General features: G+C 67.5%; 16 protein-coding genes. 3 read left to right on the top strand and 13 right to left on the bottom strand.

The features are described from left to right. Window positions 1-2: 2 nt before the first annotated feature. The 4 genes from Q5Z10_RS11850 to Q5Z10_RS11835 form a co-directional block, all read right to left on the bottom strand. The gene (locus Q5Z10_RS11850; protein ID WP_303635631.1) at window positions 3-1,715 is read right to left on the bottom strand and encodes a sensor domain-containing diguanylate cyclase; all 1,713 of its coding nucleotides are present in this window, start codon (window positions 1,713-1,715) and stop codon (window positions 3-5) included. Between the two features lie 86 nt (window positions 1,716-1,801). After that, entirely contained in the window at window positions 1,802-1,996 is a 195-nt protein-coding gene (locus Q5Z10_RS11845) for a hypothetical protein (protein WP_303635630.1), read from the bottom strand. Next, on the bottom strand, window positions 1,993-2,667 hold the full coding sequence (locus Q5Z10_RS11840; RefSeq protein WP_303635629.1) for a DNA-3-methyladenine glycosylase: 675 nt from the start codon (window positions 2,665-2,667) through the stop codon (window positions 1,993-1,995). Before Q5Z10_RS11840 ends, Q5Z10_RS11845 begins: the two co-directional genes overlap by 4 nt. 19 nt (window positions 2,668-2,686) lie before the next feature. Then, window positions 2,687-3,673 carry a cation diffusion facilitator family transporter gene (locus tag Q5Z10_RS11835; RefSeq protein ID WP_303635628.1) on the bottom strand — a complete coding sequence of 329 codons (987 nt, stop codon included), beginning with the start codon at window positions 3,671-3,673 and terminating at the stop codon, window positions 2,687-2,689. 125 nt (window positions 3,674-3,798) lie between these two features. Between Q5Z10_RS11835 and Q5Z10_RS11830 the strand changes: the two genes are divergently transcribed. Next, complete coding sequence (locus Q5Z10_RS11830; RefSeq protein WP_303635627.1) at window positions 3,799-4,704, top strand: DUF4238 domain-containing protein; 906 nt, start codon at window positions 3,799-3,801, stop codon at window positions 4,702-4,704. Between the two features lie 53 nt (window positions 4,705-4,757). On the opposite strand, the gene Q5Z10_RS11825 is transcribed toward Q5Z10_RS11830, so the two are convergent. After that, the gene (locus Q5Z10_RS11825; RefSeq protein WP_303635626.1) at window positions 4,758-5,399 is read right to left on the bottom strand and encodes an AprI/Inh family metalloprotease inhibitor; all 642 of its coding nucleotides are present in this window, start codon (window positions 5,397-5,399) and stop codon (window positions 4,758-4,760) included. Window positions 5,400-5,508: 109 nt separating this feature from the next. Then, entirely contained in the window at window positions 5,509-6,153 is a 645-nt protein-coding gene (locus Q5Z10_RS11820) for a TetR/AcrR family transcriptional regulator (RefSeq protein WP_303635625.1), read from the bottom strand. A 123-nt stretch (window positions 6,154-6,276) separates the two neighbouring features. Here Q5Z10_RS11820 and Q5Z10_RS11815 point away from each other — a divergent pair, with 123 nt between their 5' ends. Together Q5Z10_RS11815 and Q5Z10_RS11810 are read left to right on the top strand one after the other, a co-directional pair. Next, window positions 6,277-8,565 carry a TonB-dependent receptor gene (locus Q5Z10_RS11815; RefSeq protein ID WP_303635624.1) on the top strand — a complete coding sequence of 763 codons (2,289 nt, stop codon included), beginning with the start codon at window positions 6,277-6,279 and terminating at the stop codon, window positions 8,563-8,565. 17 nt (window positions 8,566-8,582) lie between these two features. After that, window positions 8,583-9,479 (top strand): tyrosine-protein phosphatase, encoded by an 897-nt coding sequence (locus Q5Z10_RS11810; RefSeq protein WP_303635623.1) that lies wholly within the window; start codon window positions 8,583-8,585, stop codon window positions 9,477-9,479. A gap of 67 nt (window positions 9,480-9,546) precedes the next feature. On the opposite strand, the gene Q5Z10_RS11805 is transcribed toward Q5Z10_RS11810, so the two are convergent. From Q5Z10_RS11805 to Q5Z10_RS11775, 7 genes are all read right to left on the bottom strand, one after another. Then, window positions 9,547-9,804: a hypothetical protein gene (locus tag Q5Z10_RS11805; RefSeq protein ID WP_303635622.1), complete on the bottom strand. Its 258-nt coding sequence runs from the start codon at window positions 9,802-9,804 to the stop codon at window positions 9,547-9,549. Then, window positions 9,801-11,153 (bottom strand): TFIIB-type zinc ribbon-containing protein, encoded by a 1,353-nt coding sequence (locus tag Q5Z10_RS11800; RefSeq protein ID WP_303635621.1) that lies wholly within the window; start codon window positions 11,151-11,153, stop codon window positions 9,801-9,803. The genes Q5Z10_RS11805 and Q5Z10_RS11800 overlap by 4 nt, the downstream gene beginning before the upstream one ends. Window positions 11,154-11,177: 24 nt before the next feature. Then, window positions 11,178-12,326 (bottom strand): SPFH domain-containing protein, encoded by a 1,149-nt coding sequence (locus tag Q5Z10_RS11795; protein ID WP_303635620.1) that lies wholly within the window; start codon window positions 12,324-12,326, stop codon window positions 11,178-11,180. A gap of 231 nt (window positions 12,327-12,557) precedes the next feature. After that, a complete protein-coding gene (locus tag Q5Z10_RS11790) occupies window positions 12,558-13,097 on the bottom strand; it encodes a lipocalin family protein (protein WP_303635619.1) in 540 nt (179 codons plus the stop codon). Window positions 13,098-13,109: 12 nt separating this feature from the next. Further along, window positions 13,110-14,186 carry an SAM-dependent methyltransferase gene (locus tag Q5Z10_RS11785; RefSeq protein ID WP_303635618.1) on the bottom strand — a complete coding sequence of 359 codons (1,077 nt, stop codon included), beginning with the start codon at window positions 14,184-14,186 and terminating at the stop codon, window positions 13,110-13,112. Beyond that, on the bottom strand, window positions 14,183-14,968 hold the full coding sequence (locus Q5Z10_RS11780) for a DUF1295 domain-containing protein (RefSeq protein ID WP_303635617.1): 786 nt from the start codon (window positions 14,966-14,968) through the stop codon (window positions 14,183-14,185). The genes Q5Z10_RS11785 and Q5Z10_RS11780 overlap by 4 nt, the downstream gene beginning before the upstream one ends. Further along, on the bottom strand, window positions 14,965-15,525 hold the full coding sequence (locus Q5Z10_RS11775) for a DUF2878 domain-containing protein (RefSeq protein ID WP_303635616.1): 561 nt from the start codon (window positions 15,523-15,525) through the stop codon (window positions 14,965-14,967). The genes Q5Z10_RS11780 and Q5Z10_RS11775 overlap by 4 nt, the downstream gene beginning before the upstream one ends. Between the last annotated feature and the right edge of the window lies 1 nt (window position 15,526).

The raw sequence follows: 15,526 nt of genomic DNA, 5'->3' as shown, positions 1-15,526 counted from the left end.
CCCTAGGGCCGGTGCTGCGCAGCGCTGCGCCGGCCACGGGCGCGTCCCTGGTAGAGGCCGGTATCGGCGCGATGGATGGTATCGGCCACCGATTCGCCCGCATTGCTGGCCGCGCTGCCCATCGAGAACGCGGCCGGCGAGCGCCCGGCATGGTCGCTGTACCAGCGCTCCAGCTGCGGCAGGCGACCGGCCGCGGGCGCCACCAGCACCACCATGAACTCATCGCCACCCAACCGCACCACGGCCTCCTCATCCATCAGCGGCGCGCGCAGGAAGGCGGCGAACTCCACCAGCACCCCATCGCCGCGGCGGTGGCCCTGGGTGTCGTTGATGTGCTTGAAATCATCCAGGTCGAACACCAGGCAGGCCCAGTGGCGTTCCCCCAGTTCGTCCAGCCGGTGCAGGTAGCGCCGGTTATGGCACTGGGTGAGCGGGTCGCGGAAGGACATCTCGCGCAGGCGCTGCTCCTGGATGCGCAGTGCGGTGACGTCCTGCGCGTGGCCCAGCACGAAAGGCGGGTCGGCCTCGCTGTCCAGCACGTTGTGGTACGCCCAGTAACGGCGCGTACCGTCGGCGGCGATCAGCTCGATGACGCCGGCGTCGGTCAGGTTCTCGCGGATGCGCGCCAGGTAGGCCTTGAATGCTTCGCGCTTCTCCGGGCGCATCAGGTCGCACAGGCTGCGCCCCACCATGCGGCTTTCCTCGTAGCCCAGCGACTGCACCGCGGCAGGATTGACCGAGGTCAGCGTGCCGTCCAGTGTGTGGGTGCAGATCAGGCCCAGGCTGTAGTGGAACAGCCGCCGGTAGCGCACCTCGCTGGCCTCCAGCGCATCCAGCACCGCGCGCTCTTCGGTGACGTCCTGGATCGCGCCGACCAGCCGCGGTCGTCCCTCCACCTGCTGCCGGCTGCCCACCACCCGGGTCCAGATTTCGCGCCCGTCGGCCGTGGTCATCGGCAGCTGCACCTCCCATGACGTGCCCTCGTCGATGCAGCGCTGCACCGCCGTGCTGATGATGGCGCGGCTGTCCTCACGGTAGAACGACAGGGCGCTCTGCAGCGTGGGTTGATAGGTGGAGCGCACGCCGTGGATCTGCTTGGTCTCGCGGGTCCAGCGCACCTCGCGGGTGGCCAGGTCCAGCTCCCAGCCGCCGACCCGGGCGGCACTGTTGGTGCGCTCCAGGAAGTCCTCGCTGCGCTTCAGTTCGCGGTGCAGCGCCTTGGCCTGCGCCATCTGTTGCAGCACGGCGGCACGTTGTTCCAGCACCTGGGTGGTGACCCGGCCCAGATGGACCATCACTTCGCGCTGCGCCGGCGTCAGCTGCCCCGGCACGGTGTCCAGCAGGCACAGGGTGCCGATGCGCGCGCCCTGGGCGGTGCTCAGCGGGATGCCGGCGTAGTGGCGGATGCCGGGCGCAGCGGTGACCAGCGGGTTGCCCGCGAAGCGTGGGTCGTCGCAGGCATCGGGGATCTCGAACAGCCCGTCCTGCTCGATGGCGTGGGTGCAGAAGGAAATGCCACGTTCGGTTTCGCAGGTCTGCTCCAGGCCGATGTTGGCCTTGAACCACTGGCGTTGCTCGGCCACGATGGAGATCAGCCCGATCGGCATGCCGGTGGCGGCGCGCGCCGCAGCGGCGATGGCGTCGAAGACCGGCTCGGGGGCGGTATCGAGTACGCCCAGGCGGTCGATCTCACGGAGTCTGGCGGCTTCATCCATGGCGGACGGTGCAGGCAGCGGGGGTTCCATGACGCCACGCTAGGCGCCTGATCGTTAGCGCGTTGCCTGCAACGGTGAGCCCGGCGTCAACGCTGCTGCAGCGACGCCTGCAGGGCGGTGGCCAGCGCGGCGTCCCCCGAGACCAGCTCGCTCCAGCGCAGCTGCAGCCCGTTGCGGCGCCCCTTTTCGACCAGTTTCAGGCCGTCCGGGTCGATGGTGAGTGTGTATTCCTGGCCGTCGATGGTCACGGCGCGGCGCACGGGTTTGTCGAGCGGGGTCATGGGCGTTTCCTGCGGCGGACAGAGACGTGACGGTGATCGCGGACGTGCCAGCGCCAAGGAAAATCCACCGCGCGGGAGATGCCGATGCGCGGCCCCACCACCGGGTCGTCCGGTGGCGCCATGCCGTCGTCGGCGATCACCAGGCCGTGGCTGCCGTCCACCAGGTCGGCACCGTCATGCCGCCGATCCAGGCCGAACGCCTGCGCCAGCTTGCCGGGGCCGCTGGCGAGGTCATGATCGTGGCGGGCGGCCGCACGCAGGGAACGCATCAGCGCCAGCCCCGCAACCGGTTCGGCGGCACGCAGCAGCACGGCAACGCCTTCACCTGCGTTGCCGCAGACGACATTGCCGGCCCAGTGCATGCCGTAGCTGAAATACACGTACAGATGGCCGGCCTCGCCGAACATGCTGGCATTGCGCGCGGTCATGCCACGGTAGGAGTGCGCGGCTGGATCCTCGCTGCCCGCATACGCCTCGACCTCGACAATGCGTGCAGCGCGGCCATCGTCACGGACCAGCAGCTTGTTGAGCAGCTGCGGTGCGACGGCGGTGGGCGGGCGCTGGTAGAAGTGGCGGGGCAGCGGCGTCCAGGCGGCCGGCAGCCATCGCAGCGTCACCGGGCGGGCGCGGCGTGCCGGAGGAGAACCGGTGGGTGCGGCAGGCGATGTCATGCCCGCAGTGTCTCCCGCCTCAGGTGAAGCCTTCGCCTTCGTGGCCTGGTCCGCGCGGGGAGCGGCGGGCGAGGGCCGCCTGCCGCGCAGCGAACACTTCTGGCGTCTGCGGCTTGATGAACAGCGCGACCAGTTCCGGGAATTCATTCTTGACGGCGGTCTCGATGCGGGTGATGCACGCTTCGATCTGCGGCGTCCGGCGGTCGTCCTCGAACTCACCGCTGAGCATGGCCACCACCTGCGCGGGCCCCATCTGCAGGGTCGTGACACCATTGGCGCGACGCAGGTCCGGATCGGTGGCGGCAACGGTCATGATCCGCTGCGCGACGGCCGGGTGGGCCGGTTCACCCACCAGCAGCCCCTTGGTCTCGCGCGCCAGCAGGAAGGCGGTGACCGCCAGTACCGCAGCGATGAACAGCGAGGCCACGCCATCCAGCACCGGCATGTCCAGCAGTTGTGCGGCCAGCAGTCCGAGCAGGGCAAAACCGAGGCCGAGCAGGGCAGCGCTGTCTTCCAGCAGCACGGTGAAAGTGGCAGGGTCCTTGCTGCGGCGGAATGCTTCGAAGTAGCCCAACGTGCCCTTGCTGCGCCGGAACTCGCGCAGTGCCACCCACCAGGACGCACCTTCGAACAGCATCGAGAGGCCGAGCACGCTGTAACTGATGACGTGGTTGCTGGCCGGTTCGGGGTGGCGGATGTGCTGGATGCCCTCGTACGCCGACACGCCGGCGCCGGCAGCGAACACCAGCAGCGCGACGATGAAGCTCCAGAAGTACAGCTCACGCCCATAGCCGAAGGGATGCAGCGTGTCGGGTGCTTTCCCGGCGCGGTGCAGGCCATACAGCAACAACAGCTCGTTGATGGTATCGACCAGCGAATGCACGCCCTCGCTGAGCATGGCCGAGCTGCCGGACAGGCCGGCGGCGACGAACTTGGCGATGGCAATGGCCAGGTTGCCGGCGAGTGCGGCGTAGATGACCAGGCGCGAACCGGTGGGGGTAGCCATGGCAACGGCTGAGGTGGCGGAGCGCTCATCATCCGGGCCATGATGTCCCGGTGGCGTGACATTTCCGGTCATTGCGCGCCACGCAGGGATGTTTCTTGACCGCCCATGGAAGGATCTGCCTGTCCGTGAGCAACCACAAATACAATCACTACGTTCACAGTGCCTACCTGAGAAGCTGGGAAGTCTCCGGCCAGGTGCGGAGCTACGATCTGCACAGGAACCAGGTGAATACCTCGTCCGCGAAGAACACGGGCGGCGAGAACTATTTCTATTCCTTCCATCCGGATCCGGTGGTCATCCAGCTGGTCATGTACACCTTTTCCGATATCGTCAAGCAGGACGGTGCAGGCGCGGTGTACGCACGCTATCTGGAGGAACTTTCAAGCGCTGCCGAAGCGGAGCCGATGCAGCGCAACAAGCGCTTCATCGAGGGCCAGTATGACCGATGGGAGACGGCCACCGGCGAGGCGCTGAAGGAGATCCGTGAGTCCTGTCGCGGCCCGCTTTCCGCGAAAACGCTCGAGTCGCTGGTGAAGCTCCATTGCATGCAGCATCTCCGTACTCCCCTGATGCGCAGGCGGGTGATGGACCGGATCAGGGGGCTCACCTACGACGGTGTTGTTCTGAGCGAAACGCAGTCGGAAGACTATTTCAAGATACGCCTGGTCGCCGATGCGCAGGCGATGGCATCGGACATCATTGCCGAGGGGTTCCAGATCACGCTCTACGACACCGGCGATGAGCGGCTGATCAACTCGGACAATCCTGCGGTGCAGTGGGTGCATCCGCTGAAGAGCGTGCGCGACATCAGCAGATTCATGCCACTGACGCCGACACTGGCGATGGGGATCGATCACATCGGGCAGGGGGCGGCGTCGCTGCGGACCGAGGTTGTCGGCGCAGCCAAGGTCCGGCAATGGAATGCCAACATCATTCACGGAGCGCACGCGTTCCTGTACTTCTCCACACCCGAGCAGATCGAGCAGTACGCCGATGCAGTGAACGAGCGCCTCGCTGTCATCGCCGGCTAGCGGGTGCCCCGGTGGCGGCCTTCCGTCACCGGGCCCATCGGCGGCCTGGGCGGTCAACGCCCCTGCGGATTCAGATACAACCGCGCGCCATCGGACTCACGCCGCCCCGTCCAGCGCCCGCCGCCACTCGGGTGGAAGCGCCCGAGCACGGTGTTGTCGGTATCGGTGAGCAGCAGCTGGTTGCCCGACAGCAGCCAGCGATTGGCCGAGAAGAAGCCATCCGGGCACCCCGCCGGCACCCAGGCGCCGTAGCCACCGAACCAGGTGCTGTCCTTCAGCTGGATGGTGCAGCTGTTGCCGCTCTCCTGGCCCAGCGTCCAGCTGCCGAACAGATCGCCTTCGCGCACGGTGCCGCGCCTGCGGTCGCTGCCCCAATCGTCATCGTGGCGGTCAGCACCGCCCAGATCGATGCCAACGTCGGTGCTGCGTTCGCGTGACTCGGACTGCGAACTGCCGCTGCTACGGGTCTGGGTGGTGATCGATCCGACGTTGGCGGACGTCGTGCTGTCCTGGCTGGACGCATCCGATCCGGTGCCAACGGATCCGGAGGTGGTCCAGCGGGTGTCGGTGGTCTGCGTGGCGAGGGTCGACTGGCTGCTGCTCTGCTGGTCAATCTGGACGGAGGCGTCCTGGGCCAGCGCGGGCAGGGCGAGGCAGCACAGGACAGACAGGCAGGTGCGGGCAAGGGCGATCATGGCAGGCTCCTGGGGCCGGCACGCCGGTTCGCGTGCGGGGCGGAGCATAGAGCCGCCGGGACGCTAGGCCGTGTGATGATCCGGCGGCGATGGGCATGCCGGACCCGGATCAGTCGGGCATCACCCTGGCGATCGCATCGACCAGCATGCCGCGCACCAGCGCCGGGGCCAGATCCGGGTCGCGCACCGCGCGCATGGCCAGGCCTTCCACCAGCACCCGCAACAGCAGGGTGCGGCCGGCGATGGCGGCTTCGTCGATGATCCGGCCCCGTGCCTGGTCATGCGCGCGCAACCAGGCGTGGATGGCCGCGCTGATCTGCCTGTCATGGGTCCGAAGCACCTCGGCCAACGCCGGGTCACGATGCGCTTCGGCGTTGATTTCCGCGTACAACGCCACGCTGGCGATGGCATTGCCATGGATCGGCAGCACCTCGCCGCGGGCCCATTGCTGGTAGCAGGCGAGCAGGCCGTCGGCCAGATCGGCCGCCGCCGGCATCTCGCTGATCGAGGCCTGGTCGTGGCGCAGCTGGCGCTCGATCAGGGCCAGGATCAGGGCGCGTTTGTTGGCGAAATACCGGTACATCAGCCCTTGGCTGATCTCCGCCTCGGCCGCGATGTCGGCGATCGACCCGGCGTGGAAACCACGCTGGATGAAGCAGGTCTGCGCGGCATCCAGGATGCGGCGGCGCTGTGCTTCGGCATGGGCGGCAAGCGGTGTATCGGCAGGCGAGGGGAGAGCGGTCTTCGGCGTCATTGCGTGAGGTCGTGGCATCCAGAGGCGGGATAGTACGTCACAAAAGGTGTGAATGAACGGTCATTCATTTGTAATTCGCGCCGCCCAGACTGCGCCGGCCTCCTCCTTCCGTGAACGAGATCGATGCGCCCTTCCACGTTGCACCGTCCGCTGCTGTCCCTTGCCATTGCCGCCGCGTTGCCGGGGCTGGCCCACGCCGAAGACGCGCCTGCCGGCGCCGGCGCACCCTCTGCCGATGCCGCGCGCACGGTGGTGGCCCTCGACCAGGTGGTCGTGACCGCGCAGAAGCGCGCCACCAACCTGCAGGAGACGCCGATCTCGGTGTCGGTGGCGGATGCCGAAGCGCTCAAGGACCGCTCGGCGATCTCGCTGGGCAGCCTGTCCGATGGCTCCATTCCTTCACTGCGGGTCACCCCGTTCGCCACCCGCAGTTCGGCGCTGAACATCGGCATCCGTGGTATCGGTGCCTCGGGCGATGCCAACCAGCCGGCGCGCGATGCCGGTGTCGGCATCTATGTCGATGGCGTGTTCATGGGCCGCGCACAGGGCCTGGGCAGCATGCTCTACGACGTGGAGCGCATCGAGGTGCTGAAGGGCCCGCAGGGCACGCTGTTCGGCCGCAATACCGAAGGCGGCGCGGTGAGCATCGTGACCAAGGCGCCGACCGGCGAGTTTGGCGGCAGCGTCAGCGCGGGGGTGTCCAACTTCAGCGGCTACAACAGCGCGCTGCACCTGGACCTGCCCAAGGTCGGCGATGTCAGCTTCAAGATCGACGCCGTGCAGGCCAGGCGTGACGGCACCACCGACAACCCGATGCGCGGCGAGCGTGACTTCAACAGCTATGACAAGCGCGGCGCGCGGCTGAGTGCGCTGTGGCAGCCCAGCGATGATGTCTCGCTGCTGTACGCGTTCGACCGCTCCTACGACGCCACCACGCCCTACCACACCCAGGTGCTGGTGCCGGGGGCCTACCTGAGTCCACTGCAGCAGGCCGGAGCGAGCCTTGACCGCCGCGACAGCGCCATCCTCGGCGGCCCGCAGGAGGACAACATCGGGCGCACCAGCGGCCATCTGTTGAACGTATCGTGGACGCTGAACGAGAACCTGGAGCTGAAGTCGATCAGTTCCTACCGCGAACTGACCCAGGGCCAGTTCGACATGGGCCTGGTCGATGCGATTTCGGCCTATGGTGGCGCCGGTACGCCGTTCGGCCGCTACAGCCTGGCCCAGGTGTACCAGCACCAGTACAGCCAGGAGTTCCAGCTGATCGGCAACACCTCGCAGGTGCAGTTCCTTGGCGGCGCGTTCTATTACCACGAGACCGCCGGCGACAATGCGCAGACGCCGAACATGCTGGTCTGGGGGCCGGGTGGCAACAGCTACACGGTGAACCCGGCGACCAATCCGCTGGATCTTTCCCGCGTGCGCATTGACCGGGCCAGCAAGGCCTGGACCGACAGCCTGGGTGTGTTCGGCCAGGCCACGTGGACGCCGGAGGCGCTGCAACGGCTGCACCTGACCGCAGGCGGCCGCTATACCCGCGACGACAAGAAGGGCAGCCTGTACATCGTCAATGGTGCGGCCACCAACCTTGCCTTCAAGGACCGTTGGAGCCGCTTCGACCCGATGGTGAACATCGCCTATGACCTCGGCGAACACGCCATGGTCTATGCCAGGTACAGCACCGGCTTCAAGGCCGGCGGTGCCAATTCGCGTTCGACCAACTACACCGCGTTCGGTCCGGAAGAAGTGACCGCCTACGAGCTGGGCTTCAAGTCGCAGTTCTGGGACAACCGTGCACGCCTGAACCTGGCCGTGTTCGACTCGACCATCGCGCACAAGCAGATGGACTTCTCGCTGCCGTTCGACCCGAACAGCGGTGAAACCCGCACCACCATGGTCACCACCAACGCATTGAGTGACGGCACATCGCGCGGCGCCGAGCTGGAATTCAATGTGATGCCGGTGGACAACCTCACGCTCGGTCTCAACTACGCCTACACCAGGATCGACGCGCAGACGGCAACCGACCCGTTCGGCGCCGGCGTGCAGGTGACCGTGCAGCCGCTGCTGGCACCGAAGAATGCCGGCAGCCTGGCGGTGGACTACCTGGTGCCGTTCGCCAACTTCTCCGCGCTCAAGTTCCATGTGGACGGCAACTGGTCCGATGGCTACTACACCAGCGAGTACGACCAGATGCTGACCGACAGTTCGTTCGTGGTGAACGCGCGGGTGGCGCTGGTCGACGTGCCGGTCAACAGCACCGGCACCACGATGTCGTTCTCGCTGTGGGCGCGCAACCTGCTGGACGAGCAGCACCTGTTCTACAAGCTCAACAGCCCGGCGCTGGGCCAGACCGGCATTTTCAACGATCCCCGTACCTTCGGCCTGGATGTGGCCGTCAACTTCTGATCCGAATGGAGACCTGCATGAAGACCCGCTCTACCGAACTCGCCCTGGCGCTGATGCTCAGCCTGCCGCTGGTCGCCACCGCCGTGGCGGCCGACGCGCCGCAGGCCATTGCCGCGCAGCCGACCGCTGCGGCCAACGTGAAGCCCGTCGCCTCCGACGCGCAGCGCGTGATCCCGTTGCAGGGCGCATGGAACGTCCGCACCTTCGCCGGCCTGCAGGGACGCCATGGCCCGATTCCGGCCGACGCGTTCGTGCGTACTGCCGACCTTGGCCGGCTGACCGACGCCGACCGCGATGCGCTGGCCGCCGCCGGCGTGAAGCTGGATATCGACCTGCGCACCGCCGATGAGGAAGCCCAGTCGCCGGACCTGCTGGCCCGCGATGATCGTTTCGATTACCAGCGCATCTCGCTGATGGGCACCGAAAAGATGGACCTGCAGAAGATGATGACCAGCTTCCCCGATTCGCTCGGCGAAGCCTACGTGCAGTGGCTGGGCCACAGCCAGCCGCAGTTCAGGCAGGTGTTCCAGCGCATCGCCGCGCAGCAGGAGGGGGCGGTGCTGTTCCATTGCACGGCGGGCAAGGATCGTACCGGCATCATCGCCGGCCTGCTGCTGGACCTGGCCGGAGTGCCCAGGGCCGAGATCGTGCACAACTACGCGATCTCCGCGCACTATCTGGAGGGGCAGCCGAAGGACAGTGCGATGAACGCACAGATCCTGGCGCTGATCAAGCAGAACCCGGAGATCGGCCGCAAGATGGCCGGCATGTCCGGAACCGCGCCGGACAACATGGAGCAGTTCCTGGCCGCGCTGCACAGCCAGTACGGCGGCGCCGAGGGCTACCTGAAAGCGATCGGCGTGTCCGAGCAGGACATCCAGCAGCTGAAGGTACGGCTCGGGCAGGCCGGCTGAAGCCTGGCGCGCTTGCGCAGCCCGTCGTGCCGGCCAGCGGCCGGCGCGACGGGCGGTGGGGCGGCCGCTAGGGGCCGCGCTTCACCCGCGCGACCCGTTTTCGATAGTCGTACACGTTGTCACCGCGGATCCGCTTTTCCTGCGTTCCACTGATGCTGTCCACGCGATGATCCGAGCCGGTCACCGGCTGCGCCTCGATCTCGGTCTCGTGCTCGAACGCATGCGATTTGTCGGTGTTGCGGTAGAAGCGGTACAGCGCCCAGTACAGCGCTGTCGCGCCGGCGGGGCCTGCCGCCAACAACCAGAGACCACTGTCGTCACTCATGTGCTGGCCACCAGGAAGGCAATTGCGAGGGCTTCGATGATCGTGCCGGCGGTCAGCGCCGCCAGCAGCATCTTCCACTGTTGCACGGGCACGCTGCCCATGGTTTCGCCGGTGCGGCCATTGACCGCGATGTAATGCAGCATGCCGCCGTTCCTGCCCGGCTGGTGGTATGAGTACAGCCAGACCGGCAGGTACATCGAGACCCAGCGGGTGCCATGGACCTCCAGCTGTTCCTGCTCCCAGCGCACGCCGCGATCGTAGCGGCGCACGGTGCCTTCCACCTGCGCGCGTGCGATCGACAGCAGCTGGTCCTCCAGGCGCGGGCGCAGTGCGTCCACGTCCAGGTTGCGCTTCTCCGAGGTGAAGCCTGCCAGGTAGGACGCATTCCACTTCACCGCGTTCTTGGTGTCGAACGGCAGGATGGTATTGATGATGTTGTTGGTGTTGGCACGCGTGTCGAGATTGCCGCGTTCGGCGGACGACTCCAGCGGCAGATCGTCGACGGTGAAGTCCACCTGGCGTTCCACCTGGTAGACGTCGGCGTCGTAGTAGGTCTGCTTGTTCTTCTCGCTGCCGCGGGTGTACTCGCGGGTCTTGATCTCGCCCTTGCCGGCCACGGCAGCGCTGACACTGCCGTCGACGATCATGTAGGGCAGGTACACGCCCACCACGTTTTCCGGGGTGAACTGGTCCTTGAACGCCTTCAGCGCGAACAGGCGGCGCTTGTCGACGAACTGGCGAATGCGCGCGACCGCATCATCCTTGCCGATATGGAACGGCAGCACCGCATCGGGCACCGCACCGTTGGCAACCTGTTCGTTGACACCGAATACGTGACGGCACCAGTGGCAGCGTGCGGTCATCGTGCTTTCGGTGTTGACCGTGACCTCGGCGCCGCAGCCGGTGCACTTGAACGTCATCAACGCCGAGGTATCGGCATCGATGTCGCGCGCACCGGAGGCGATGACCGTGCCGCGCAGCTGGCCGATGGCTTCGCCGAGGCCGAATTCCTCCTCCACCCGTGCGCCATGCCATTGGTGGCGGCAATACAGGCAGACCAGGATGTCGGTACCCAGCCTGGGCCGGATGTCGGTGGCGCCGCACTTCGGGCAGCGGTTCAGGCCATCCTTCAGCTCGGCCGCCGAAGTATCGATGGCGAGCGGGTCCGGGGCCTCGACCTCCTTGCGGATCGCGTCGGGCAGCTGCGCGGTGTCCAGCGGAAAGCTGCCGGGCAGGGGCGGGACATCCTGCGGCGACCCCGGGCCATCCAGCGCCGCCGCCGGCAAGGGCGGTGGCAGCGTGGATGCCGGTTGCGGCAGCGGCGGGGGCGTGTTTCGTGGATCGGACATGGTCGATGCGCGTCCTGCGTCGTGTTACAGCCCCAGCGCCTTGGCTTTCAGCGCGTCGTAGTCGCTCTGGGTGATCAGGCCCAGGTCCAGCATTTCCTTGGCCTTCTTCAGCTTGGCCACCGGATCGTCAGCGGCCGGTGCGGCCGGCGTGGCCGGTTGCTGCAGGCTGCCGGCGCCGAACATGCCCGAGGCCATGCCCACGCCGACCAGGCCGGCCGCACCTCCGGTCTCGCCGGCGGACTGGATGCCCTGGGCAACGCTGGCCTGCAGGTTCGAGTTGCCGCGCGAACCGGACAGCGCATCGGCGCGCTGCACGGTCTTCAGCAGTTCACGGGTGTTGGCGTCGTACTCGATGGAAACGATGGCGGTCTTGACGATGGCCAGGCCGCGATCGGACTTCCACTGGTAACCCTGTTCGACGGCGGCCGACAGGCTCTGCGCGAAGCCCAGCGAATCCTGCTGCAGCTTGGTGATGCGGTTGCCCTTGCCCGGATCGTTGGTATACAGGCTGAAGGCCGGCGCCAGCGAACCCACCACTTCATTGAACAGCTGGCTGGCGGCGGCGTTGTCCAGATCGGTAAAGTCGAACACCTGGCCCGGCTGCAGATAGCTGGCCGGCACGAAGTTCTTCACGAACAGGATCGGGTCGATGATCTTCAGCGTGTACGAACCGCGGGTGACTGCACCCACCTGGGTATTGAGGAAGCCATCATCCCAGTAGATTTCCGACTGGGTGCCGAAACGGTTGTCCGGAAGCTCCTTCAGCGAGACGAAATACGCTGCCTGCTGCGAGCCCGGCTGGCCGCCGAACTTGAAGCGTTCCCAGCTCTGCTTGATGAAGGTGCTGACCAGGCCGTCACCGGCGAAGATCGACTGCGAATTCAGATCATCCGAGCGCCACTCGTAGCCGCCGGGTTCGGCGACGAAGGCGGTGATCGCGCCGTCCTGGAACAGCAGCAGGCCGTAGCCTTCGGGCACCACGATCTTCGAGCCGTTGCTGATGACGTTGGACGAGCCGCTGGTGTTGGAGCCGCGCCCGGCATTGGTGCCGCGCGGCACCGCTGCAAACAGCGCCGCCGTCGATGGCAGACCGGTCGGCACGGTGTAGAAGTCCTTCCACTGGTCGGCCAGTACACCGCCGACTGCACCCTTCACCGCTTGTACCAGACCCATGACCTGCTCCCTGTAGTTGCCGGACAGGCACCGTGCCTGTCGTGCCCGGCTGACTATAGAGGAGGCAGGCCGGGCCCGGCTAGACGCCGCGCCCGGGCCCATTCATGTGGGGTCTCAGCCCGGAAGACGGGCACGACGCCACGCGGACGCTGCGTGCTCCACGAGCGTGCCTGCTCGCTGCCGGGAGCCGCGCTCATCGAGGCATGCGCACCTGATGCAACGCCACCCGCATCACTCCGAACGCACCGATTGCGGCACCCGGCGCAGGGTGCGGGTGTCGTAGCCCATCGCCGCGATGCGCGCCACTGCCTGCTGGTAGTCGGCATCGCTCACCTGCGGCGTGCGCGCCATATACCACACGTAATCGCGCTTGCTGCGGGCCACGATGGTCTGGGTGTAGCCCTCGTCGAGCCAGGCGATGATGTACTCGGCCTGGATCGGCCAGATGAACTGCATGCCCCAGACCGCACCATTGCCGTGATCCTGTACGCGGCCGATCGGGTGCATCGATGTCTGCGGCGCCTGGAAGCTGCCCTTGCGGTAGGTGAAGGTGGTCTGGATGCGGCCATCGCTGCGCAGGGCGTAGCTTTCCACCGCATCGAAGGCCTCGCGCTCGGGCCAGGACGGAATGTGCGCGATGACATACCAGTCGCCCATGAAGCGCGGCACGTCCACCTTCGGCGGCTGCGGCAGCGGGCGGGTGTCATGGCTGCTGCAACCAGCGCCGGCCAGGGCGACCGCCAGCAGCGGAATGAGGGAAAGCGGGCGCATGGCGGGGCTCCTTCAGCGCGGGCGGAACAGGTAGTGGGCGACCAGCCATTGCTGGCCATTGTCATAGCCGAACAGCTCGGCGCAGGCCATCCAGAACATGCGCCAGCGCTGCCACCACAGGCGGGCGGCGGCATCGCCGCCATAGGTGCCTGCCAGTACCGGCAGCAGGCGCTCGCGCGCGGCATCCTGGTTGGCCAGCCAGTGGTTGGCGGTGCGCTGGTAATGGGTGCCATCCAGCAGCCAACGCTCCTGCAGCCGCAGATCGTGCTGGAAATGCAGCAGCGTGTCGGCGGCCGGCATCAGGCCACCGGTGAAGAAGTGCCGGCCCATCCAGTTGTCATCGCCCTCGGTTTCGAACGGATACATCAGCGTGCGATGCGCGAAGATGTGCACGAACAGTGCACCCTCCGGCTTCAGCCAACCGGCGATGCGGGCCAGCAGTTGCCGGTAGTTGCGCACGTGCTCGAACATCTCCACCGATACGCAGCGGTCGAAGCCGGCCGCAGGCAATGCCAGCAGGTTGACGTCGCGGGTGAGGACCTCCACGTTGCGCAGCCCGCGCTGCTGGCACTGGCCCAGGATGTACCCGCGCTGGCTGTGTGAGTTGGATACCGCCGTGATGCGCGCCGCCGGAAAGCGTTCGGCCATCCACAGGGTCAGTGATCCCCAGCCGCAGCCCAGTTCCAGGATCTGCTGGCCGTCGGCCAGGCCGGCACGCTGCGCGTACAGCGCGAGCATTGCGTCCTCGGCCTGGTCCAGCGTTTCGTGACCGGTGCGGTAGTAGCAGCTGCTGTACTTCAGGCGGTGCCCCAGGCAGGCCTGGAAGAAGTCGGCCGGGACCTCATAGTGCTGCTGGTTGGCGGCGTCCACGTGCAGCGCCAGCGGACTGTCGGCCAGCTCGGCCAGGCGCTGCGCGAAGCGCTGCGACTGGGCCTGCAGGCCACCGGCGGATTCCTCCCGCAGGCGCTGCGCGCACAGCCGGCGGATGCCAGCGCGCAGGACGGCGTCGGGCAGCCAGCCGCGCTCGGCCCAGCCGGTCAGGCCGAGCTCGGGCGTGGCAGCGGGGAGCGGGGTGGTGGCGGTGGTCATGAGGACGGCTCCTTCGAAGCCCGTGGAAACCAGGGAAAGAACATCGGCGTGGTGCGCTGGTAGTCGCGGTAGTCGTCGCCGCGGCTGCGCAGGGCCTGCTTTTCGGTGAAGGGAATGCCGCTGAGGTAGCGCAGGAACACGTACATCAGCAGCGGGCCGGCCCAGGCCAGCGCCCACAGCGGTGAACCGACGGCCAGCAGCACGTAGGTGAACCAGTGCAGCCACTCGAAGAAGTAGTTCGGATGGCGCGAGTAGCGCCACAGGCCCTGGCGGCAGGTCCGCCCACGGTTGCCCGGGTCGGCGCGGAAGCGGGCCAGCTGGCGGTCGGCCAGGCTTTCTCCGCCCACGCTCAGCAGCCATACCGCCACCGCCGCGATCGTCCATGCCGGGGATGCGCGCTGCGGCGTGCTGGCCACCGCCACGAACGGCAGTGCGAACAGCGCCACCAGCGCGGCCTGGGCCATGAAGAAGCCGAAGATCCGGCCCTGGTGGCCGTGCCAGTACTCGCGCAGGTAGCGGTAGCGGCCGTCCTCGGCTTCGCTGCGCACGCGCCGCCACAGATGCAGCGCCAGGCGGCTGCCCCACAGCCCGCCCAGCACCGCCAATGCGATGCGCGGCCCGGCGTCACCGTCGCCGAGCCAGGCCAGCAGCAGTGCGCCGGCAGCCACGCCCTTGGCCCACAGCACATCGACGATGCCGATGTTCTGGTGCCGGCGCTGCCAGGCCCAGCCCCACGTCATGATCAGTACGGCATACAGCACGACCCAGCCGAGGTGGCTCATCGGACGGCTCCATCAGGGGCGCGATCGCGCCGGGACAGGTCACCGCGCCGGGCCAGCCCGACCAGCAGCGGCAGGGCCAGGCACCAGCCCGCCGCGAGCACGGCCAGGCCGTGCCAGGCCGGTGGCGGGAAGTGCACCGCCTGGAAGCCGCGTGCGGCGGAAAGGTAGGCCAGCGGCGCCAGCAGGGCCATGGCCAGTGGCAGCACGCGATGGCGCTGCAGGAACTGCATCGAATGGGTCAGCGTCATCGCAAACGCCGCCCACAGTGCAAAGATCCACAGCGGCGGCGCCCCTGCCCACGGCGAGGCCGCATAGCGCACCGTGCCCGTGGCCGCGGCACCGCCATCGACCAGCCACGCGCAGGCCAGGGCCAGCAGCACCAGGCGCAGATCCAGGCCGGGATGCGCCGACGCCCGCAGCTGACTGCCCACGAACGCGGTGGCCGCCAGCAGCGCCGGCCATTGCCAGCCGCGCCCCGCACCGGCCACCGCGCACAGCCAGACCAGCTGGTTGCCGAGCAGGTTGACCCAGGCAGCGCGTGTCGGCCGGTTCCCCATG

It is taken from the genome of Stenotrophomonas sp. 704A1 (assembly GCF_030549525.1).
In the GTDB taxonomy this organism is placed as follows: Bacteria; Pseudomonadota; Gammaproteobacteria; order Xanthomonadales; family Xanthomonadaceae; genus Stenotrophomonas; species Stenotrophomonas tuberculopleuritidis.
Note: the sequence above shows the minus strand (reverse complement) of the source record. Positions and strands in the feature narration are given on the sequence as shown.